At 52.6% G+C, this 22,156-nt stretch carries 15 protein-coding genes; 14 read left to right on the forward strand and 1 reads right to left on the reverse strand.

Going from position 1 to position 22,156, the window contains the following annotated elements; translation table 11 throughout:
• Window positions 1-329: 329 nt before the first annotated feature.
• The 12 genes from HOLDEFILI_RS10165 to HOLDEFILI_RS10220 all read left to right on the forward strand — a co-directional run bounded on the left by HOLDEFILI_RS10165 (window position 330) and on the right by HOLDEFILI_RS10220 (window position 13,287).
• Complete coding sequence (locus HOLDEFILI_RS10165; RefSeq protein ID WP_002589060.1) at window positions 330-875, forward strand: MT-A70 family methyltransferase; 546 nt, start codon at window positions 330-332, stop codon at window positions 873-875.
• Window positions 876-889: 14 nt separating this feature from the next.
• Complete coding sequence (locus tag HOLDEFILI_RS10170) at window positions 890-1,345, forward strand: PrgI family protein (RefSeq protein ID WP_002589059.1); 456 nt, start codon at window positions 890-892, stop codon at window positions 1,343-1,345.
• Complete coding sequence (locus HOLDEFILI_RS10175; protein ID WP_006059580.1) at window positions 1,302-3,701, forward strand: VirB4-like conjugal transfer ATPase, CD1110 family; 2,400 nt, start codon at window positions 1,302-1,304, stop codon at window positions 3,699-3,701. The genes HOLDEFILI_RS10170 and HOLDEFILI_RS10175 overlap by 44 nt, the downstream gene beginning before the upstream one ends.
• Before the next feature lie 2 nt (window positions 3,702-3,703).
• Window positions 3,704-4,078, forward strand: coding sequence for a DUF3851 family protein (locus HOLDEFILI_RS10180; protein WP_002569211.1), 375 nt, complete (start codon window positions 3,704-3,706; stop codon window positions 4,076-4,078).
• A complete protein-coding gene (locus HOLDEFILI_RS10185) occupies window positions 4,071-5,780 on the forward strand; it encodes a CHAP domain-containing protein (protein ID WP_039864656.1) in 1,710 nt (569 codons plus the stop codon). The genes HOLDEFILI_RS10180 and HOLDEFILI_RS10185 overlap by 8 nt, the downstream gene beginning before the upstream one ends.
• Before the next feature lie 29 nt (window positions 5,781-5,809).
• Entirely contained in the window at window positions 5,810-6,061 is a 252-nt protein-coding gene (locus tag HOLDEFILI_RS10190) for a DUF4315 family protein (protein WP_006059582.1), read from the forward strand.
• Window positions 6,051-6,803 carry a DUF4366 domain-containing protein gene (locus HOLDEFILI_RS10195; protein WP_006059583.1) on the forward strand — a complete coding sequence of 251 codons (753 nt, stop codon included), beginning with the start codon at window positions 6,051-6,053 and terminating at the stop codon, window positions 6,801-6,803. Before HOLDEFILI_RS10190 ends, HOLDEFILI_RS10195 begins: the two co-directional genes overlap by 11 nt.
• A 147-nt stretch (window positions 6,804-6,950) precedes the next feature.
• Entirely contained in the window at window positions 6,951-7,658 is a 708-nt protein-coding gene (locus HOLDEFILI_RS10200; RefSeq protein WP_006059584.1) for a hypothetical protein, read from the forward strand.
• On the forward strand, window positions 7,639-9,738 hold the full coding sequence (locus HOLDEFILI_RS10205) for a type IA DNA topoisomerase (protein WP_006059585.1): 2,100 nt from the start codon (window positions 7,639-7,641) through the stop codon (window positions 9,736-9,738). The genes HOLDEFILI_RS10200 and HOLDEFILI_RS10205 overlap by 20 nt, the downstream gene beginning before the upstream one ends.
• Window positions 9,735-10,013 (forward strand): hypothetical protein, encoded by a 279-nt coding sequence (locus HOLDEFILI_RS10210; RefSeq protein ID WP_006059586.1) that lies wholly within the window; start codon window positions 9,735-9,737, stop codon window positions 10,011-10,013. Before HOLDEFILI_RS10205 ends, HOLDEFILI_RS10210 begins: the two co-directional genes overlap by 4 nt.
• 6 nt (window positions 10,014-10,019) lie before the next feature.
• On the forward strand, window positions 10,020-13,070 hold the full coding sequence (locus tag HOLDEFILI_RS10215) for an LPD28 domain-containing protein (protein ID WP_006059587.1): 3,051 nt from the start codon (window positions 10,020-10,022) through the stop codon (window positions 13,068-13,070).
• Between the two features lies 1 nt (window position 13,071).
• Window positions 13,072-13,287 carry a transposon-transfer assisting family protein gene (locus tag HOLDEFILI_RS10220; protein ID WP_002576226.1) on the forward strand — a complete coding sequence of 72 codons (216 nt, stop codon included), beginning with the start codon at window positions 13,072-13,074 and terminating at the stop codon, window positions 13,285-13,287.
• A gap of 96 nt (window positions 13,288-13,383) precedes the next feature.
• Here the strand turns inward: HOLDEFILI_RS10220 and HOLDEFILI_RS20255 are convergent, their stop codons facing one another.
• The gene (locus HOLDEFILI_RS20255) at window positions 13,384-14,151 is read right to left on the reverse strand and encodes a hypothetical protein (protein WP_244264320.1); all 768 of its coding nucleotides are present in this window, start codon (window positions 14,149-14,151) and stop codon (window positions 13,384-13,386) included.
• On the opposite strand from HOLDEFILI_RS20255, the gene HOLDEFILI_RS20260 reads away from it, so the two are divergent.
• Window positions 14,150-14,494 (forward strand): TnpV protein, encoded by a 345-nt coding sequence (locus HOLDEFILI_RS20260; protein ID WP_425268578.1) that lies wholly within the window; start codon window positions 14,150-14,152, stop codon window positions 14,492-14,494. The genes HOLDEFILI_RS20255 and HOLDEFILI_RS20260 overlap by 2 nt on opposite strands.
• Before the next feature lie 1,496 nt (window positions 14,495-15,990).
• The gene (locus tag HOLDEFILI_RS10225; RefSeq protein ID WP_425268579.1) at window positions 15,991-22,155 is read left to right on the forward strand and encodes an SNF2-related protein; all 6,165 of its coding nucleotides are present in this window, start codon (window positions 15,991-15,993) and stop codon (window positions 22,153-22,155) included.
• Window position 22,156: the final 1 nt, after the last annotated feature.

The raw sequence follows: 22,156 nt of genomic DNA on the forward strand, positions 1-22,156 counted from the left end.
CCAGTCAGCCTTTCTTGCTGGGGCTAACGGCTGGGGATGAAAATTCTGTGTCAGCGGAATGTGCCGCATGTGCCAGGCTGAATGCTTAAAAAGCAGTCTCGGACTAAGCCGGCTGAAAGGAGGGAGAGCAGTGCCTTCGGACATCAGACTTTACCTGATATCATACCACAGGATCTACCTATATTGAAATGTAACTTATCAACTGTATAGATGGGAATTGGGATGAGGGGAATTCCTCTTAGATGTCCTTACCATTTATACACAAAAAAGAATAAGTCTGTAAGCTGTTTTTTCTTGCTTACAAACTTATTATACGAGGAGGGTTCTGTATGAAAAAATATCAAATCATTTACGCAGACCCGCCATGGAACTACAAAGTATATTCCAAGAAAGGATTGGGACGCAGTGCAGAAAGTCACTATCCGACCATGAGTATCGAGGATATTTGTGCGCTGCCAGTAGGCAACTTGGCGGATAAAGACTGTGCCTTGTTTTTATGGGTCACGATTCCATGTTTACTGGAAGGTCTCTCAGTTCTGAAGGCATGGGGATTTACCTATAAAACCGTCGGCTTTGTTTGGGTAAAGCAAAATCGAAAGGCAGATAGCTTGTTCTGGGGAATGGGATATTGGACGCGCTCCAATGTGGAACTTTGTATCCTCGCAACGAAAGGACATCCCAAGCGTATAAACGCAGCTGTTCATCAGGTCATTGTCTCTCACATTGAAGAACATTCAAAAAAACCGCAGGAAGCCAGAGAACGCATTGTCTCATTGATGGGTGATCTCCCGCGCATAGAACTGTTTGCTCGTCAATCCACACCCGGTTGGGATGTGTGGGGAAATGAAGTGGACAGCTCTATTTCATTCCCATAAAGGAGGTGGATAATATGGCTTATGTACCCGTACCCAAAGATTTAACCAAAGTCAAAACCAAGGTCATGTTCAATCTGACACGAAGGCAGCTGGTCTGCTTTACCGCCGGGGCGCTTGTAGGTGTACCGCTGTTCTTGTGGCTCCGTGAGCCTGCGGGAAACAGCATGGCTGCCATGTGTATGATGCTGGTCATGATGCCCTTCTTCCTGCTGGCAATGTATGAAAAGCATGGACAGCCCCTGGAAAAGATCGTCGGCAACATCCTCAAAGTAGCTGTGATCCGTCCCAAGCAGCGTCCCTACCAGACCAATAACTTTTATGCCGTATTAAAGCGGCAGGAAATGCTCGATAAGGAGGTGTATGACATTGTTCACCGCAATGAAAAGCTGGCTGCGCCGTCTGCTGGGAAAACCGGAAGAAAAGACCGTGCATCCGGTAAAGACAAAGAAAAAGCTGTCCCGCGCCGATAAGAAGCAGATCGAAGCGGCCATTGCCCGCGCCAACCGCACGGACAAAAAAGGAAAATCGGCACAGGACAGTATCCCCTATGAACGAATGTGGCCGGACGGGATCTGCCGCGTATCGGACAGCCACTACACAAAGACCATTCAGTTTCAGGACATCAACTATCAGCTCTCCCAAAATGAAGATAAGACCGCGATCTTTGAGGGCTGGTGTGATTTCCTCAATTATTTCGACAGCTCGATTCACTTCCAGCTGTCTTTTTTGAACCTTGCGGCATCGGAGGAGACCTTTGCCAACTCCATTTCCATTCCGCCCCAGGGGGATGCCTTTGACAGTATCCGTGAGGAATATACCACGATGCTGCAAAATCAGCTGGTCAGAGGCAACAACGGTCTCATCAAGACCAAATACCTGACCTTTGGTATCAACGCTGACAGCATCAAAGCCGCCAAGCCCCGTCTGGAGCGTATTGAGACCGATATACTCAATAACTTCAAGCGTCTTGGTGTAGCCGCCAGAACATTGGACGGTAAGGAAAGGCTTTCCCAGCTTCATGCGGTATTCCACATGGATGAACAGCTCCCGTTTCAGTTTGAATGGGACTGGCTGGCTCCTTCCGGCCTGTCCACGAAAGATTTTATTGCACCAAGCTCCTTTGAGTTCCGCACCGGCAAGCAGTTCCGTATGGGCAAGAAATACGGGGCTGTTTCTTTTTTGCAGATTTTAGCCCCAGAGCTGAATGACCGTCTGCTGGCTGATTTTCTGGATATGGAAAGCTCGCTCATTGTGAGTATGCACATTCAGTCGGTGGATCAGGTGAAAGCCATCAAAACGGTAAAGCGTAAGATTACCGATCTGGACCGCAGTAAGATTGAGGAACAGAAAAAAGCAGTCCGCGCCGGATACGACATGGACATCATTCCTTCTGACCTTGCCACCTACGGCAGCGAAGCGAAAAAGCTGTTGCAGGATTTGCAGAGCCGAAACGAGAGAATGTTCCTGGTCTCCTTTTTGGTGCTGAACACAGCGGACACCCCCCGTCAGCTTGGCAACAACATCTTTCAGGCAGGCTCTATTGCCCAGAAGTATAACTGCCAGCTGACCAGACTGGACTTCCAGCAGGAAGAAGGGCTGATGAGCTGTCTGCCCCTGGGACTCAATCAGATCGAGATTCAGCGAGGGCTGACCACCAGTTCTACGGCTATCTTTGTACCATTCACCACACAGGAATTATTCCAGAACGGCAAGGAAGCCCTGTACTACGGCATCAATGCCCTGTCCAACAACCTCATCATGGTGGATAGAAAGCTGCTGAAAAACCCCAACGGCTTGATTTTGGGTACGCCGGGTTCCGGTAAGTCTTTCAGCGCCAAGCGTGAGATTGCCAACTGCTTTTTGCTTACCAATGATGATGTCATCATCTGTGACCCGGAAGCGGAGTACGCACCTCTGGTGGATCGTCTGCATGGGCAGGTCATCAAGATCTCGCCTACCTCAACCAACTACATCAATCCGATGGATCTGAACCTGGACTATTCGGATGATGAAAGCCCGCTGTCCCTCAAGTCTGACTTTATCCTCAGCTTGTGTGAGCTGATCGTGGGCGGTAAGGACGGATTGCAGCCGGTGCAGAAAACCATCATCGACCGTTGTGTGCGTCTGGTCTATCAGACCTACCTCAATGACCCGCGCCCGGAGAATATGCCCATACTGGAGGACCTATATAACCTGCTCCGTTCACAGGAGGAAAAGGAAGCCCAGTATATCGCCACGGCCCTTGAAATCTATGTAACCGGCTCCCTCAATGTGTTCAATCACCAGAGCAATGTGGACATCAATAACCGCATTGTCTGCTATGACATTAAGGAGCTGGGCAAGCAACTCAAGAAAATCGGTATGTTGGTGGTCCAGGATCAGGTGTGGAACCGCGTTACCATTAACCGCGCTGCCCACAAGTCCACCCGTTATTACATCGACGAGATGCACCTGCTTTTGAAGGAGGAGCAGACCGCCGCTTATACGGTGGAAATCTGGAAGCGATTCCGCAAATGGGGCGGTATTCCGACAGGTATCACCCAGAATGTCAAAGACCTTTTGAGCAGCCGCGAGGTGGAGAACATCTTTGAAAACTCCGACTTCGTGTATATGCTCAACCAGGCAGGCGGAGACCGTCAGATTCTCGCCAAGCAGCTGGGCATTTCCACGCACCAGCTTAGCTATGTGACCCACTCCGGTGAGGGCGAGGGCCTGCTGTTCTATGGCTCCACCATCCTGCCCTTCGTTGACCACTTCCCGAAGAATACTGAGCTTTACCGCATTATGACCACCAAACCCCAGGAACTGAAAAAGGAGGATGAATAACTATGAAACAGAATATTTGCGAACTTGATACCATGATTTTTTTCCGTGAGGCATTGGAGGCTCACGAATTCATGTTGCTTCCGGTAATGGCCTCCGCTGTTGTTGAGTGTCGTACCGCTGACAAAGAACTCAAAACCTTGAATGAGGATGGCGAAATTGGTCTTGCCCGTCTCTTTTCGATTTGGGCGAATATGATGTGTGCCCCTGGTGCAGCAACCATTGTAGGGTGCAGACCTATCACAATGCTCTCTGAGATTCTGGCGCAAGTCCATGCGTATCTCACCGTGCATCCGCTATATGATCCGGAAGGTTTGGCCCTCTATGTGGAGCTGCACCACATGATGGATGCTATCCTAATGGGTGATTGGTTTGAATAAAGAGCCGCGCCTGCGCTTTACTGATGAGGAACGGGCTGACCCTGCACTGGAAAAGCCGATCCGCAAAACGGAGAAAGCTACGGCCAGAGCAGATAAGGCGCAGGCCAATATTCCAAAGAAAAAAGTCAGACAGACGGTCATTGACCCGGACACCGGGAAAAAGACCTCGAAGCTGACCTTTGAGGACAAGAAAAAACCACCTTCCAAACTTTCTCAAGGGGTTAAGGAAGCTCCCGTCCATCTGGTCGCGGGCAAGTTTCACAAAGAGATCCGGGAAACAGAACAGGACAATGTGGGCGTGGAAAGCGCCCACAAGTCCGAGGAGGCGGTGGAGACCAGCGCTTATCTGGTGCGGGAGGGCTATCGCAGCCACAAGCTGAAGCCGTACCGCAAAGCAGCCCAGGCCGAGCAGAAGCTGGAAAAGGCAAATGTAAATGCCCTGTACCAGAAGTCCCTACGGGAAAATCCTCAGTTTACCAGCAACCCTCTCTCCCGCTGGCAGCAAAAACAGAGTATCAAAAAGCAGTATGCCGTCGCCAAGCGCACCGGTCAGACTGCCGGAAATACCGCCCAGGCTGCGTCCAAAACCGGAAAAGCCGCAAGGACGGTAAAAGAAAAGGCACAGCAGGCAGGGGCATTCGTCATGCGCCACAAGAAGGGCTTCCTGATGGCAGGGGTTTTTTTCCTCATCGCCTGTATGCTGATGAATACCATGTCCTCCTGCTCTATGATGGCACAGAGTATTGGTTCTGTAATTTCCGGCACTACCTATCCATCGGATGACCCGGAAATGCTGGCGGTGGAGGCAGATTATGCAGACAGAGAAGCTCGGTTGCAGGAGAAAATCGACAACATCGAAAGCAGCCACCCAGGGTATGACGAGTATCGCTATAACCTTGGCATGATCGGCCATGACCCCCATGAGCTTGCGGCGTTTCTCTCTGCTGTCTTGCAGGGCTATACACGCCACAGCGCACAGGCAGAGCTGGAGCGTGTGTTTGATGCACAGTATCAGCTCACGCTGAGAGAAGAAATTCAGATTCGCACTTACACTGACGAAGATGGGGATGAGCATGAATATGAATATCGTATTCTCCATGTAACTTTAACAAGCCGTTCCATTGCCTCTCTTGCGCCAGAACTACTGACTCCGGAGCAGATGGAGATGTACCAGGTCTACCGACAGACTATGGGCAATAAGCCGCTGTTGTTTGGTGGCGGTTCTCCCGATACAGGTGTTTCTGAAGATTTGACTGGTGTTGAATTTATCAATGGCACCCGCCCCGGCAATCCGCAGCTGGTGGAACTGGCGAAAAGTCAGGTGGGCAATGTGGGAGGACAACCTTATTGGAGCTGGTACGGCTTTGACTCCCGTGTGGAATGGTGTGCCTGCTTTGTATCATGGTGCTATGGTCAATCCGGTCGAACGGAACCACGCTTTGCTGGTTGTCAGTCTCAGGGTGTTCCGTGGTTCCAGTCTCATGGACAGTGGGGCGCACGAGGATATGAAAACATCGCCCCCGGTGATGCCATTTTCTTCGATTGGGATCTGGATGGTTCCGCAGACCATGTGGGAATTGTTATCGGCACCGATGGCAGCCGTGTTTATACCGTGGAGGGAAATTCCGGCGATGCCTGCAAGATCAAAAGTTATGACCTGAATTATCAGAGTATCAAGGGCTACGGCCTGATGAACTGGTAACAGAGATTTTTTAGAAGGAGTGATAGACGATGGCAAAGAACAAAATTGAACGCATTGACCAGGAGATTACTAAGGTCCGCGAGAAGATCGCAGAGTATCAGGAAAAGCTCAAGGCGCTGGAGACACAGAAAACCGAGGCAGAAAATCTGGAGATCGTCCAGATGGTGCGCGCACTGCGTATGACCCCGGCTCAGCTGAGCGCCATGCTGTCCGGAGGCACAGTTCCCGGCAGTTTGGCTGATGACAACAACGAACAGGAGGAAAACAGCTATGAGGAATAAACGATTGCTCCGAACACTTTCCGCCATTTGCCTGACGCTGGTTCTGGCATTGGGCTTTACCGTTCCCGCTTTTGCCCAGGGCGCAGCTCCGCCCCCGGCAGAGGATACCACCAATGACAGCAATGTGGTGGTGGAAGAAACGGAAAAAGCACCTCCGCTGACCCCGGATGGCAACGCCGCTCTGGTGGATGATTTTGGTGGCAACAAGCAGCTCATTACCGTTACCACCAAGGCAGGCAACTATTTTTATATCCTGATCGACAGGGCCAACGAGGATAAAAAGACTGCTGTTCACTTTCTGAACCAGGTGGATGAAGCGGACCTGATGGCACTGATGGAAGATGGAAATGCCAAAGAGGAGCCGCCAGCTGTGTGCAGCTGCACGAAGAAATGTGAAGCAGGGGCAGTTAATACGGCCTGCCCGGTCTGTGTAACTGATAAGAGTAAATGTACGGGAAAAGCACCGGAACCTCCGGCAGAAACACCGGAGCCGGAAAAAGAGAAGTCTGCCGGACTGAACCCGGCTGCCCTGATCCTTCTGCTGGCTCTGCTGGGCGGCGGTGGCGTATTTGCCTACTTGAAACTCGTTAAAAATAAGCCTAAGACCAAGGGCAATGACAGTCTGGACGATTATGATTATGGCGAGGAAGATTCCGAGGAATGGGAAACTGAGGATGAGGAAGTCCTTGAGGATGGTTTTGAGGGTTCTGACCCTAATGAGGAAAGTGATAGAACAGATTGAACCGTTTGAGCGTAGCATATTTCAAATCATTGCGGGATAAGGGACAGAGGACAGGGAGAAATTCCTGTCCTCTGCTGCTCTACTCACTCTCTTACTGCAAATCTACACCCAAAATCAGCACATGGTCAAAGAAAGGAGGACCTCACAATGAACACCTGGAACTTGTTATTACACTTTCTGATTATTTTTGATCTGGTCGCCTTCGGAATTTACTTTGGAGGAGACATTCTTTTCACTGCTATAAGCAAAGTTCAAAAAAAATCAAAGAAGGACGATGACTTGGATCTTTATGATTTTGAAATTGAGACCGCACCCCAAAAACGCTCTTTATGTGTGGACTCAATCCGAATGCTTTATTCTGGTGAGATAGATGAATTTGTGGAAAAGGAACTGTTGCCTGATGCAGCGGAGACCATGAACGCTTTATCTGAAGCTGAAAAAACAGCAGTTAGCCTGTTACTAAAAGCTTATATCGGTTTTTTGAGCGAAGAAGCAACGGTAGATGAACAAAGTTTTCCCATGGTTAAGGAACTGTTGTCTTATACACAGGGCAGCAAAGAAGATGGTGAAAAAGATGCCATAGATTGTCTGATGGAAGATACGGTCAGCAGAACCCACAGACATCGAGAATATTACAACAATTATCAACGCTATCAACTGATGCAGGTGGATAAAGAGCGTGTGATTATGGCCTGCAATATCATAATCAATGATTTGATTGGCAGGTTGTACCGATATGATTATCGCTTTGGCTATGACATTACACTTGCCTCAGAACACAGCATTGCAAAAAAACTGTCTGATAATTGGCAGAATGAATGGGAGGTTGAAGATTATGAAGCTGGTGATTGCTGAAAAACCATCGGTTGCACAAAGTCTGTCGGCGGTGATTGGTGCAACCGCCCGTAAGGACGGGTATCTGGAGGGAAACGGCTGGCGTGTCAGCTGGTGCGTGGGCCATCTGGCCGGGCTTGCAGATGCAGACAGCTATGACCCCAAGTATGCCAAGTGGCGATATGATGACCTGCCTATTCTGCCGGAGCATTGGCAGATGGTGGTGGGAAAGGATAAGAAAAAGCAGTTTGATATTCTCAAAAAGCTGATGAATGCCCCGGATGTGACGGAGGTGGTAAACGCTTGCGATGCCGGACGCGAGGGCGAGCTGATCTTCCGCAGTGTCTATGAGCTGGCAGGCTGCCAAAAGCCGATGAAAAGGCTTTGGATTTCTTCGATGGAGGACTCCGCCATCAGGGAGGGCTTTGCAAACCTCCGCCCCGGTGCGGACTATGACGGACTTCGGGATGCTGCTCTCTGTCGTGCCAAGGCCGACTGGCTGGTGGGGATCAATGCCACAAGGCTTTTTTCCGTGCTGTACCACCGCACCCTCAACATCGGGCGCGTGATGTCCCCTACGCTGGCACTCATTGTCCAGCGAGAAGCTGAGATCGACACCTTTAAGCCGGTTCCCTTTTATACCGTGGCACTGGAGCTACCCGGTCTTACCGTATCCGGGGAGCGCATGGCGGATAAGGCCGCTGCCGAGCAGCTGAAAGAAGTCTGCCAGGGTGCAGCCGTCACGATCAAAAAGGTGGAGTGCAAGGAAAAGTCCGAAAAGCCGCCCGCCCTCTATGACCTGACTACTCTGCAAAGAGATGCCAACCGCTTGCTTGGATTTACAGCCCAGCAGACCCTGGACTATCTGCAAAGCCTGTATGAAAAGAAGCTCTGCACCTATCCCCGTACTGACAGCCGCTATCTGACCGGTGATATGGCAGACAGCCTGCCGGTGCTGGTCAATCTGGTTGCCAATGCTATGCCGTTTCGCAAAGGGATCGCCATTACCTGTGATCCGCAGCCAGTCATCAACGATAAGAAAGTAACCGACCACCACGCAGTAATCCCTACCAGAAATCTCAAGGATGCAGACCTTTCTGCCCTTCCTGCGGGAGAAAAAGCGGTGCTGGAGCTGGTGGCCCTGCGTCTGCTGTGTGCCGTAGCCCAGCCCCATATCTATTCGGAAACCGTTGTGATTGCCGACTGTGCCGGTGGGGAGTTTACCGCCAAAGGAAAAACAGTGAAGCACCCCGGATGGAAAGCACTGGAGGACGCTTACCGTGCCAAAATGAAGGATGCGGAGCCAAAAAAAGAGGGCGCAGAGAAAGCCCTGCCGGAGCTGACCGAAGGACAGACCCTTTCGGTTTCTGCGGCAATCGTCAAAGAAGGCAAAAGCAGTCCGCCCCAGCACTTTACGGAGGACACCCTATTGTCCACGATGGAGACTGCCGGAAAAGAAGATATGCCGGAGGATGCCGAACGAAAAGGTCTGGGGACACCGGCCACCCGTGCCGGTATTTTGGAAAAGCTGGTATCTGCCGGTTTTCTGGAACGAAAAAAGAGCAGGAAAACGGTGCAGCTTCTCCCTTCCCACGATGCAGTTTCCCTTATCACCGTTCTGCCGGAACAGCTGCAATCGCCGCTTTTGACTGCCGAGTGGGAGTACCGCCTGGGCGAGATCGAGCGCGGGCAGCTTGCCCCGGAGGAGTTTTTGGACGGGATCAGCACCATGTTGGGAGACCTGGTGGGGACTTATCAGGTCATCAAGGGAACCGAGTACCTGTTCTCCCCGCCCCGTGAGGTGGTAGGCAAATGCCCCCGCTGCGGCGGTGAAGTTGCAGAACTGCAAAAAGGCTTCTTCTGTCAGAATGATTCTTGCAAATTTGCAATCTGGAAAAATAACAAATGGTGGGCTGCCAAGAAAAAACAGCCGACCAAGGCTGTGGTGTCTGCACTGCTGAAAGATGGCCGTGTCCGTGTAACGGGCCTATATTCGGAGAAAACCGGCAAGACCTACGATGCCACTGTGGTTTTGGAGGACGATGGACAGTACGCCAACTTCAAGCTGGAATTTGACCAGCGGAAAGGAGGCAGCCGATGAAGCTCTCTTTAGCGGAACGGGAAACCATTCTCCTCTATAACCAGGCAGAACCAATGGCTGAGGTCTACACCCACGATCCCCGTTTGATGGAGAAGCTGGAACTGCTGGCAAAAAAGCACCCCGACCAGATCACCCGAAAGGACGCCCATAACTTTACCGTCCCCAAGCGGTGTGTATCAGTCAGGGAGCCATACAGCGCCGAGCGTCGCAAAGCTGCCAGTGAGCGTGCGAAAGCTGCCGGATACCAGCCCCCTGTGAGAAAGTCCAGCAGTTAAAGGCACATGGCAGAGAATGTATTTGAAGCAGTCAAGCAGTCGGTCAGCACCAGAGAAGCGGCAGCGTTTTATGGGATCGAGGTCAAACGAAATGGTATGGCCTGCTGTCCCTTTCACGATGATAAGAACCCCAGCATGAAGGTAGATCAGCGGTTCCACTGCTTTGGCTGCGGTGCAGATGGGGATGTGATCGACTTTACCGCAAAGCTCTTTGACCTCTCCCCAAAAGAAGCGGCGGAGAAACTGGCACAGGACTTTGGCCTGATCTATGACAGTCAGGCCCCTCCCCGCAGGAGGTATGTCCGGCAGAAAACCGAGGCACAAAAGTTTCGGGAGGACCGGCAGCAGTGTTATCGCGTACTGTCCGATTACTACTATCTGCTGAAAAAATGGGAGGCCGACCATTCTCCCCGGACACCGGAGGAGAAACCGCACCCCCGCTTTGTGGAAGCAATCCATAAGAAAATCTATGTGGAGTACCTGCTGGATCTTTTTCTTTATGAAAGTGAAGAAGAACAAAAGGCATGGATTGCAGAACACACAGCAGAAATCACACACTTGGAAAGGAGATTGAAAATCATGGCTGAGAACAAACCCACCAACCGAGAGCGGCTAAGGGAAATCACAGACGGCATCGAGCAGGGCATCAAGGAACTGTTTGAGAGTGAAAAGTATATGCGCTATCTGTCCGTTATGTCCCGCTTCCACCGCTATTCGGTAAACAACACCATGCTCATCTATATGCAGAAGCCGGACGCCACTTTGGTAGCCGGATACAATAAGTGGAAAGACCAGTTTGAGCGTCATGTTAAAAAGGGAGAACATGGCATTACCATCATCGCCCCCACACCGTACAAGAAGAAAATCGAGGAGCAGAAACTGGACCCGGATACCAAGGCTCCGATTTTGGATAAAGACGGAAAGATCATCACAGAGGAAAAAGAAATCGAGATCCCCATGTTTCGCCCGGTCAAGGTCTTTGATGTGAGCCAGACCGATGGGAAACCTTTGCCGGAGCTTGCCTCCTCCCTTTCCGGCAATGTGCCCAATTATGAGGCATTCATGGAGGCCCTGCGCCGCAGTGCGCCGATGCCGATCACTTTTGAAGCAATGGCCGCCGATACGGACGGCTATTTTTCTGCCGATCATCAGAAAATCGCCATTCGTCAGGGCATGAGCGAGGTGCAGACGGTTTCGGCCACGGTTCACGAGATTGCCCACAGCAAGCTCCACAATCAGAAAAAGATTCAGATTGCCAATGACGAGCAATATCAGGAGATCGAGCTGTTTGATAAACCCGGTCTGTTCTCCAATGGGCGGATTGTCCGTGATAATCTGCCGGAGGGCGTTTATTGCTATGACCTGCGCGGTTCTGACTACGACCCCGGAGAGCCGGTCTGTGTAGAAGAACGAGTGGTTGTAAACCATGCAGGTTCCGTTCTGCTGACAGATCCGCTGGAGCTGGCGGAAAATGGACGCCTGATGCTGACCGAGGAAGAAGGACTGAATTTTGTTGGCGGCTTTTCTACTCTCGCCCAGTTTTTGCAGGAACAGAAGAAAGACCGTCACACGGAAGAAGTAGAGGCTGAAAGCATCTCCTATGCAGTCTGCAAATATTTTGGCATTGAAACCGGAGAAAACAGCTTCGGCTATATTGCCAGCTGGAGTCAGGGCAAGGAACTGAAAGAGCTGAGAGCCAGTTTGGAGACCATCAATAAGACCTCCGGCACTTTGATCTCTGACATTGAGCGCCACTATAAGGAAATCTGCAAAGAGCGTGGAATTGACCCCAATGCAAAAAAAGAGCCGGAAATGGCGGTTCTTGATGCGGAGGCAAACCAGCAGGAGGCTTTGTTTCTAATTGACGATGCCACCTATCTTCATATTCAGCCCTGTGACAGCGGCTGGGACTACACCCTTTACGATGCCGCGTCCATGAAAGAGCTGGATGGCGGTCAGCTGGATATGCCGGAGCTTTCCCGCATGAAGGCAGTTCTCCAGATTTGTGATGACAACGATCTGGACAGCACTTCACTTAGACACGCTCCCCTGTCTATGATCGAGACCTTGCAGGAAGCTGCCTATCAGCAGATGCAGGCAGAGGTCGGTCAGATGGCCGCTTCTTCCCAGCTGCCGGAGGCACAGGAGCAGGCGCTGGATGAATACCCAACGCCCGATGAGCAGGTCTCCACACCGGATATGCAGAAATACGGTTACTCTTATGACGGGATGCTCCCTGTTACAAGAGAACGGGCGCTGGAACTGGATGCTGCCGGTTTGACCGTCTATGTGCTGCATGAGGACAATACGGAGAGCATGGTGTTTGACCCGCAGGAAATCATGGAGCATGGCGGTCTTTTCGGTGTGGACCGCGAGGAATGGGAGAAAAGCCCTCAGTTCCACGAAAAGGTCATGGAGCGTCAGGAACATCAGCAGGAACGAGAACAGGCATTTCTCTCCCAGAACAGAAACTGCTTTGCCATCTACCAGGTGAGCCGTAACGATCCGCAAAATGTGCGCTTTATGAATCTGGACTGGTTAGAGTCCCATGATGTTTCCGTAGACCGCAGCAATTATGACCTCATTTACACCGCTCCGCTGAGTGAGTCTGGCACTGTGCCGGAGCAGCTGGAAAAACTCTATCAGCAATTCAATCTGGAAAAACCCGTAGACTTTCACAGTCCCTCCATGAGCGTCAGCGACATCGTTGCGATCAAACAGGACGGTAAGGTATCCTGTCATTACTGCGACAGCGTTGGTTTTACCCAGATCCCCGGATTCCTGCCGGAAAATCCGCTGAAAAATGCGGAAATGGCCCTGGAGGACGATTATGGCATGATCGACGGTATCATCAACAATGGCGCAAAAGAACCCACGGTGGCAGAGCTGGAACAGCAGGCCCGAAGCGGTCAGCCCATTTCCCTGATGGAGTTGGCAGCCGCCACCCATCGGGAGGAACGGGAAAAGAAAAAGTCCGTCATGGAGCAGCTGAAAGGCCAGCCCAAGACAGAACACAAAAAGACAGCACCAAAAAAGAGTGCGGAAAGGGAGATTTGATATGGGAAACTTTACTTTTGAGGAAATGAACCTGATGTGCATTTACAATACCGGCAGCCGCACCGGGCTGATTGACAGTTTGCGTGAGATGCGCGGCGAGCTGGCCCCGGAGGAAACCGAGCTGCGGGAGTTGACAGACAGCGCACTGGGCAAGCTCCAAGCCATGAGTGATGCCGAGTTTGCCGAGCTGGAATTGTACCCGGATTTTGACCAGTAAACACCATAATCGCAGGGATGGGGTGGCAATATGCCACCCCACCTCTTTACCCCAAAACTGAAAGGAGGACAGAACACTATGCCAACCAAAGCTGAACTATATGCACAGATGGCGGACAAGGTGGCAACGCAACTCACTGGAAGCTGGCAGGAATGGGCAGGGTTCCTTACTACGGCAGCCCGACTTTACAAGTACCCGTTCCATGAGCAGCTGATGATCTACGCCCAGCGACCGGACGCCACCGCCTGTGCGGAGTACGATTTGTGGAATGAAAAGATGGGCCGGTATGTAAGGCGCGGTTCCAAAGGGATCGCTCTGGTGGACGATTCCGGGGACAGACCTCGCCTGCGTTATGTCTTTGACATTTCCGATACCGGAACCCGTGAACATTCCCGAACTCCCTGGCTGTGGCAGCTGGAGGAGCGCCATCTGGATTCCGTGCAGGCCATGCTGGAGCGCACCTATGATGTTTCCGGTGAGAACCTTGCCGGACAGCTCACCGAAGTAGCCGGAAAACTGGCCGAGGAATACTGGGCAGAGCATCAGCAGGACTTCTTCTATATCGTTGACGGTTCCTTTTTGGAGGAATATGATGAGTTTAACATCGGAGTGCAGTTTAAGGCAGCCGCCACCGTCAGCATCACTTACGCTTTGATGTCCCGCTGCGGACTGGAGCCGGAACACTACTTCGACCACGAAGATTTCATGGCGATCTTTGATTTCAACACCCCGTCCACCATCGGGGCGCTGGGAACAGCGGTCAGCCAGATCAATCAGCAGGTGCTGCGGCAGATCGGCGTTACCGTCCGAAATGCAGAGCGCGAAGCCAACCAAGAAAGGAGCAAACAAGATGAACAATCCCATGACCTATATCCAGAACGGAGACTATCTGATTCCCGACCTGAAGCTGAGCCAGCAGCCGGAGAAACCCCTGGGCAAGTACGGCAGGATGAGGAAAACCTACCTGAAGGAACATCGTCCCATCCTCTACAACCAGATGTTGCTGAGCGAGAAGCTGTACCCGCACCTTCTGGAGATCGACGAGATCGCCCAGAGCAGACTGGAGCAGATGATGCCCCAGCTGGCGAAGGAAGCGGGAGCCACCGAGGAACTGAAAGCCAGCGATCCCATGAAGTGGGTGGGGCTGATGAACACCTGCAAAGCTCAGGCCGAAGAAATCCTGATGGCGGAGCTTATCAACAGCTGACCCTAAACCTGTTCCTCTCCGAAGCGGAACAGATCCAATCCATAGATGAAGCAGAGAATGTAGCGCATACATCCTCTGCTTTTTCTTTTGCCCAAAATGACATCGACCATGTGCTGCGTTTGGGCGGCAATACAGACCGTCAAAGGGAGCGTGTGGTTGCAGCCTTTGAAAAGCAGAAAACCACCGCTGAGATTGCCGAGATACTGAAAACGCTGTACCACGGCGGCAATGGTCTTGGCAGTGTGAGCGCATGGTATGCCGAGGATGGTATCCATCTTTCACATGGGAAGTCTGTCCGTTATGACAGGTCTGCCCAGGTCATTTCCTGGGAGAGCGCCGCAGAGCGTATCGGGGAGCTTTTGGAGAGCGGCCAGTTTGCCTCCAATGTGGAGCTTGCAGAAGCGGCAGGCTATGAACGATCCCTCCTTGCAGAAAAGCTCTGGTATCTGTATCACGATCTCAGTGAGGGTGCCAGAGAAGCCGGATATTTGTCCTGCCTGTCAGAGATCAAAGGCAATGGTTTCCCGGAGGAGACCCGCCGCCTGACGGAGCAGCTGAGTGACCCGGCTTTCCGCCAGACACTCAAGGAAGAATACGCCGCCTTCTGGACTGCCTATCAGCAGGACCGTGACCTGTTGCGTTTTCACTATCACAGACCGAGGGAGATCTGGGAGAACTTGAAGGACCTTGACCTGCCGCGCAGGACCTTTTCTTCAGACCTTTCCCAAGTGCCAACCGTTCAGCACTTCATTACCGAGGATGAGATCGACGCCGCCATGACCGGCGGAAGCAGTTTCGCCGGTGGAAAAGGCCGTATCTATGCGTTTTTCATGGCAAACCATACGGATAAGGGGAAAGTGAGATTCCTCAAAGACGAGTATGGCATTGGCGGACGCTCTCATGCCTTGTCCGGTGCAACACACAGCGGCGAAGATCACGATGGGAAAGGACTGCACTATAAAAAGCAGGACTGCCCGGATGTTCACTTGAACTGGGAAAAGGTTGCCAAGCGCATTACCTCACTTGTCCAGAAAGACCGCTATCTTACCGAACAGGAACAGGCGCAGTATGACAAAATCCAGTCTGAAAAGGAACTGGCCGAAGAAGATGCCATTCAAACACAGCAGCCGGAGGTGGAGAAAGAAACGCCAAAGCCTATCCTTCGGGAGCAGTTTGAGCAGTATAAGCCTGTGGTGACTGCCGCTATTTCCGAGGATGCCGCATACCGCAATGCCTGCGGGCATTCTGACCGTGAAAATGCTGTCATCGAGGGCAATGCCGCTGTGCGCCGTGCGGTTCTTGGTTCTAAGGATATGGAGCTGATCCGACTCTATTCGGATGTGCCGGAGTTCCGTCAGCGTCTGCACCGGGAAGTGATCGACGAGACCTATCCAAAGCTCCATGAGCTTCTGCGCCCTCTTTCTCAGGAAGATATTGATACTGTCCTTTGTGCATGGAACGGCAATATCGAGAGTAAACACGCTGTTGTCCGCTATATGAAAGACCATGCAAGAGAAAAAGATACCGCCGCATGGCTGGCTCAGGAATACGGCGGCAGTAACAGCAACAGCCTGTTCGTTGTCCGTGCCGGCAGCCCGGAGGAAACGCAGCTGCCCTGGCCGAAGGTACAGCGCAGGCTTGCCCAGCTCATTCAGGAGGAACGGTTCTATACCGAAGAAGAACAGGATCGTTTTGACAACATCGACCCAATCGCCATCCGGGAAGCTCTGGAGGAAAGAGGGATTGTCAACGGCCAGGTGGCAGACCCGGAAAAACTGGACAATGATCCGTTTATCCAACAGGTGAGGTCAGATGCAGAGCAGATTGCAGATGCCGAGACAGAGCAGACTTCCGAAGTTTCCATTTCCGATGAGGAATATGATGCAGTTCGCCGCCCAACTCCGCAAAGAACATCCTATGACCCAGCTGCCCCGGTCTATGCCGTGGGCGATACCGTGTATATCGAGGATGACGCCTATCAGATCACCGAGCTGCGGGAGGACACCGTACAGCTTCTGCCCACCGGGATGGTATATCCCATCTACCGGGCAGAGCGCAAAGAACAGTTCGAGCAGCTGCTTCGGGCAGACCGCCGCAATGCTTACTATACCGAGTTTCTTCCTACTGACCCGGACAAGGCAGATCAGGACTTGCGGGATGTATTGGCTCATGGACTGATGGATGAAGCGGATAAAAAGCAGATTTCCACGCTGCTGCAATCCGGCAGGAGCAACAGCGAGATCGCCTACTGGCTGAGCAGAGCCTATTCCGGTGAGATCGAGACACTGAATCTGGAGACCGGCGATATTGCCGATTACCGTACCACGGCACAGGGCATAGAACTGGAAGTCATGGATGCAGAGGAAAAGCGTCTGGCTATGCTGTATTTCCGCTGGGATGAGGTTGCGCCTTTGCTGCGCGGGATGTATGCCCGTCAGCAGGACGGTTTTGGACAGGAACAGCCCCAACCGGCTGCCGAATCCCCGGCCTTCCATTCCGAGACTGTGGCCGTCTATCCGGGCGATAAGAACAATCTGCCTTATGATGTGGTGGTGGAACGACTGCATATCGAGGAGCCGGAGCCACCAGCCCCTGTGACTGAACCGGAGAAAACCTTTGAGGAAGTGTTGGATGAACACCCGGTTTCCATTCAGGTCAATGGCCAGTGGCAGACCTTTCCCAATGCCAAAGCTGCCGAGGAAGCATCTTATGAGGAATACAAGGCTAACCTGCGCCGCAATGCAAAAAACTTCCGCATTACCGATGAGCATTTGGGCGAAGGCGGTCCGAAAGCCAAGTTCCAGGCAAATGTCAATGCGATTCGTTTGCTGAAAGAGCTGGAAGCTGCCGGACAGCAGGCAAGCCCCGAACAGCAGGAGGTTCTTTCTCGATACGTGGGCTGGGGCGGTCTCTCTGATGCGTTTGACCCGGAGAAACCGGCATGGGCTTTAGAGTATGCCCAGCTGAAAGAGTTGCTGACCCCGGAGGAATATGCCGCCGCCAGAAGCTCTACCCTCAATGCCCATTACACCAGCCCTACGGTTATCCAGGCAATCTATGAAGCGGTGGACCGTATGGGATTTGAGACCGGAAATATTCTGGAGCCGTCTATGGGTGTGGGCAATTTCTTTGGTATGCTGCCGGAGAAAATGCGAAACAGCCGTCTGTACGGCGTGGAGCTGGACCCGGTTTCCGGGCGCATCGCAAAGCAGCTCTATCCCAAGGCGGACATCACAGTAGGCGGCTTTGAGACCACTGACAGGCGGGACTTCTTTGACCTTGCCATCGGCAATGTGCCTTTTGGTCAGTATCAGGTCAATGACAAAGCCTACAACAAGCTGAATTTCAACATTCATAATTACTTTTTCGCCAAAGCATTGAATCAGGTGCGTCCCGGCGGTGTGGTAGCTTTTGTGACCTCCCGCTATACCATGGATGCCAAGGATTCCACCGTGCGCCGCTATCTTGCCCAGCGTGCTGAACTGCTGGGAGCTATCCGTCTGCCCAATGATGCGTTCAAAAAGAATGCCGGTGCCGAGGTGGTGTCAGACATCATCTTTCTCCAAAAGCGGGACCGTCCGCTGGACATCGTGCCGGAATGGACTCAGACCGGACAAACGGAGGATGGGTTTGCCATCAACCGGTATTTTATCGACCACCCGGAAATGGTGCTGGGCAGACAGGAGCCGGTAAGCACTGCTCATGGTATGGATTACACCGTGAACCCTATCGAGGGACTGGAGCTTTCCGACCAGCTGCATGATGCTGTGAAGTACATTCATGGCACTTATCAGGAGGCAGAGCTGCCGGAGCTGGGCGAAGGCGAAGCCATTGACACCTCCATTCCTGCCGACCCCAATGTGAAGAACTATTCCTATGCCATTGTAGACGGACAGGTGTACTACCGGGAAAACAGCCGCATGGTGCGCCCTGACCTCAACGCCACCGCCGAAGCCCGCGTGAAAGGTCTTGTGGGACTGCGTGATTGTGTGCAGGAACTGATCGACCTTCAGATGGATGCAGCGGTTCCAGACAGCACCATTACCCAAAAACAGGCGGAACTGAACCGGCTCTATGACAGCTTTTCTGCCAAATACGGTCTCATCAATGACCGTGCAAACCGCCTGGCCTATGCAGACGATTCTTCCTATTACCTGCTCTGTGCGCTGGAAGTTATTGACGAGGACGGAAAGCTGGAGCGCAAGGCGGATATGTTCACCAAACGGACCATCAAGCCCCATCAGGCAGTGGCTGCTGTGGATACGGCAAGCGAAGCACTGGCGGTGTCCATCTCGGAAAAAGCCTGCGTAGATATGGGCTATATGAGCCAGCTTAGCGGAAAAACAAAAGAAGAACTGGAGGGAGAACTGCAAGGTGTGATCTTCCGTGTACCGGGACAGCTGGAACAGGACGGATCGCCCCATTATGTGACTGCTGATGAATACCTTTCCGGCAATGTACGCCGCAAACTGCGTCAGGCACAGAGGGCGGCACAGCAGGACCCGGTTTATGCAGTCAATGTGGAAGCCCTTACCGCCGCCCAGCCCAAAGACCTGAATGCGTCGGAGATCGAGGTGCGTCTGGGCGCTACCTGGATTGACAAGGAGTACATCCAGCAGTTTATGTACGAGACCTTCAACACCCCGGTTTATCTCCAGCGCAGCATTGAGGTCAACTATTCCTCCTTTACTGCTGAATGGCAGATCAAGGGGAAATCTTCTGTATCCTACAACGATGTGGCAGCCTACACCACCTACGGAACCAGCCGTGCCAATGCCTACAAGATTTTGGAGGATAGCCTGAACCTGCGGGATGTCCGTATCTATGACACCATAGAGGACGCAGACGGAAAAGAGCGCCGCGTGCTGAATGCCAAGGAGACCACTCTGGCTGCCCAAAAACAGCAGGCTATCCGGGAAGCCTTTAGGGACTGGATCTGGAGAGACCCGGAGCGCCGCCAGACTTTGGTGCGCCAGTATAACGAAGAAATGAACTCTACCCGTCCCCGCGAGTATGATGGCAGCCATATCACTTTTGGCGGCATGAACCCGGCCATTACCCTGCGGGAACACCAAAAAAGCGCTATCGCCCATGTGCTGTATGGCGGAAATACCCTGCTGGCACACGAAGTAGGCGCGGGCAAAACCTTTGAGATGGTGGCCGCTGCGATGGAAGCCAAACGCCTGGGCTTGTGCCAGAAATCTCTCTTTGTGGTTCCCAACCACCTGACTGAGCAGTGGGCATCGGAGTTTCTGCGCCTCTATCCTTCTGCCAACATCTTAGTCACAACCAAAAAGGACTTTGAGACCCATAACCGCAAGAAGTTCTGCGCCCGTATTGCGACCGGTGACTACGACGCCATCATCATGGGACACAGTCAGTTTGAGCGTATCCCCATCAGCCGGGAGCGTCAGGAAAGGCTTCTCTATGAGCAGATCGACGAGATCACCGAGGGTATCGCAGAGGTGCAGGCCAGCGGCGGTGAGCGTTTTACCGTCAAGCAGCTGGAGCGTACCAGAAAGTCGCTGGAAGCCAGACTGGAAAAGCTGCAAGCCGAGGGGCGAAAAGACGATGTGGTAACTTTTGAGCAGCTGGGTGTAGACCGGTTGTTCGTAGACGAGGCCCACAACTACAAGAACCTGTTTTTATACACAAAAATGCGGAATGTGGCTGGTCTTTCCACATCGGACGCGCAGAAATCCTCCGATATGTTTGCCAAGTGCCGCTATATGGATGAGATCACTGGAAACCGTGGCGTGATCTTTGCCACCGGCACACCGGTCAGCAACTCCATGACCGAGCTTTACACCATGCAGCGTTATCTTCAATATGAACGCCTGCAAGAGCTGAACATGACCCACTTCGACTGCTGGGCTTCCCGATTTGGGGAGACCGTCACAGCATTGGAGCTGGCACCGGAGGGAACCGGCTACCGGGCAAGAACAAGATTCAGCAAGTTCTTTAACTTGCCTGAGCTGATGAACCTGTTCAAAGAAGTGGCGGACATCAAGACCGCCGACCAACTGAATCTGCCTACCCCGGAGGTGGAATACCACAATGTTGTGGCGCAGCCCACCGAACATCAGCAGGAAATGGTCAAGGCCCTTTCGGAGCGCGCATCGCTGGTACACAGCGGAACCGTTGATCCGTCCCAGGACAATATGCTCAAAATTACCTCGGATGGCCGCAAGCTGGGGCTGGACCAGAGGATCGTCAACCAGATGCTGCCGGATGAACCTGGCACAAAGGTCAATCAGTGTGTGGAGAACATCATGCAGATCTGGCGGGATGGCGAAGCTGACAAGCTGACCCAGCTGGTGTTCTGTGATATTTCTACCCCGCAGGCAAAAGCTCCTGCAAGCAAGGCGGCGAAAACGCTGGATAATCCACTGCTTCACGCACTGGAAGGCGCTGTACCTCTGCCGGAGCAGGAACCGGCCTTTACGGTGTATGACGATATTCGTCAGAAGCTCATTGCCCAGGGGATGCCTGCCGACCAGATCGCTTTTATCCATGAAGCTAACACCGAAGTGCGGAAAAAGGAGCTGTTCTCTAAAGTCCGTACCGGTCAGGTGCGTGTGCTTATGGGCAGCACCGCCAAGATGGGCGCAGGCACCAATGTGCAGGACCGTCTGGTGGCACTTCATGACCTGGACTGTCCGTGGAGACCGGGAGACCTTGCCCAGAGAAAGGGCCGTATCGAGCGCCAAGGCAACCAGAATCCCCTTGTCCATGTGTACCGCTATGTGACCGAAGGAACCTTTGACGCATATCTCTGGCAGACGGTCGAGAATAAGCAGAAATTCATCAGCCAGATCATGACTTCTAAATCGCCGGTGCGCTCCTGCGATGATGTGGATGAAACCGCCCTCAGTTTTGCCGAGATCAAGGCTCTGTGCGCCGGAGACCCCCGTATCAAAGAGCGTATGGATTTGGATGTGGAAGTATCCCGCCTGAAGCTGATGAAAGCCGACCACCAGAGCAAGCAGTATCGTCTGGAGGACCAGCTGCTCAAATACTTCCCGGAGGAGATTGAAAAGCACAAGGGCTTTATCAAGGGCTTTGAATCTGATCTGGAGGTTTTGGCAGCGCACCCGCACCCGGAGGACGGCTTTGCCGGTATGGAGATCCGTGGAGATCTGCTGACCGATAAGGAGAACGCCGGTGCTGCCCTTTTGGATGCCTGCAAGGAGGTCAAAACCTCCGATCCGGTACAGATCGGCAGCTACCGGGGCTATGCCATGTCTGTGGAATTTTCCGCTTGGAAACAGGAATATACGCTCCTGTTGAAAGGCCAGATGACCCACAGGGCAACCCTTGGTACAGACCCTCGCGGAAATCTTACCCGTATCGACAATGCCCTCGCCCAGATGCCCCAGCGTCTGGAGGCGGCAAAGGCCCAGCTGGATAACCTCTATCAGCAGCAGGCTGCCGCAAAGGAGGAAGTTGGAAAGCCATTCCTTTATGAAGAAGAACTGAGAGGCAAAAACGCCCGTCTGGTGGAGCTGGATACCCTGCTCAACATCGACGGAAAGGGACCGGCACACACCGAATCCGCTGTTGCCAAAAGTACACGGCCTTCGGTGCTGGATCATCTGAAACGCCCGGTGCCACCCCGCAGTACTGACAAGAAACCAAAACAACATGAGGAGGTGCGATAAC

The organism is Holdemania filiformis DSM 12042, from assembly GCF_000157995.1.
In the GTDB taxonomy this organism is placed as follows: Bacteria; Bacillota_I; Bacilli_A; order Erysipelotrichales; family Erysipelotrichaceae; genus Holdemania; species Holdemania filiformis.

Coding starts and splice junctions, on each gene's coding strand:
- HOLDEFILI_RS10210 (WP_006059586.1), top strand. CDS start 9,735: ATGAAGCTCTCTTTAGCGGAACGGGAAACCATTCTCCTCTATAACCAG.
- HOLDEFILI_RS10170 (WP_002589059.1), top strand. CDS start 890: ATGGCTTATGTACCCGTACCCAAAGATTTAACCAAAGTCAAAACCAAG.
- HOLDEFILI_RS20260 (WP_425268578.1), top strand. CDS start 14,150: ATGACCTATATCCAGAACGGAGACTATCTGATTCCCGACCTGAAGCTG.
- HOLDEFILI_RS10180 (WP_002569211.1), top strand. CDS start 3,704: ATGAAACAGAATATTTGCGAACTTGATACCATGATTTTTTTCCGTGAG.
- HOLDEFILI_RS10165 (WP_002589060.1), top strand. CDS start 330: ATGAAAAAATATCAAATCATTTACGCAGACCCGCCATGGAACTACAAA.
- HOLDEFILI_RS10220 (WP_002576226.1), top strand. CDS start 13,072: ATGGGAAACTTTACTTTTGAGGAAATGAACCTGATGTGCATTTACAAT.
- HOLDEFILI_RS10190 (WP_006059582.1), top strand. CDS start 5,810: ATGGCAAAGAACAAAATTGAACGCATTGACCAGGAGATTACTAAGGTC.
- HOLDEFILI_RS10200 (WP_006059584.1), top strand. CDS start 6,951: ATGAACACCTGGAACTTGTTATTACACTTTCTGATTATTTTTGATCTG.
- HOLDEFILI_RS10195 (WP_006059583.1), top strand. CDS start 6,051: ATGAGGAATAAACGATTGCTCCGAACACTTTCCGCCATTTGCCTGACG.
- HOLDEFILI_RS10205 (WP_006059585.1), top strand. CDS start 7,639: ATGAAGCTGGTGATTGCTGAAAAACCATCGGTTGCACAAAGTCTGTCG.
- HOLDEFILI_RS20255 (WP_244264320.1), bottom strand. CDS start 14,151: ATGGGATTGTTCATCTTGTTTGCTCCTTTCTTGGTTGGCTTCGCGCTC.
- HOLDEFILI_RS10215 (WP_006059587.1), top strand. CDS start 10,020: ATGGCAGAGAATGTATTTGAAGCAGTCAAGCAGTCGGTCAGCACCAGA.
- HOLDEFILI_RS10225 (WP_425268579.1), top strand. CDS start 15,991: ATGAAAGACCATGCAAGAGAAAAAGATACCGCCGCATGGCTGGCTCAG.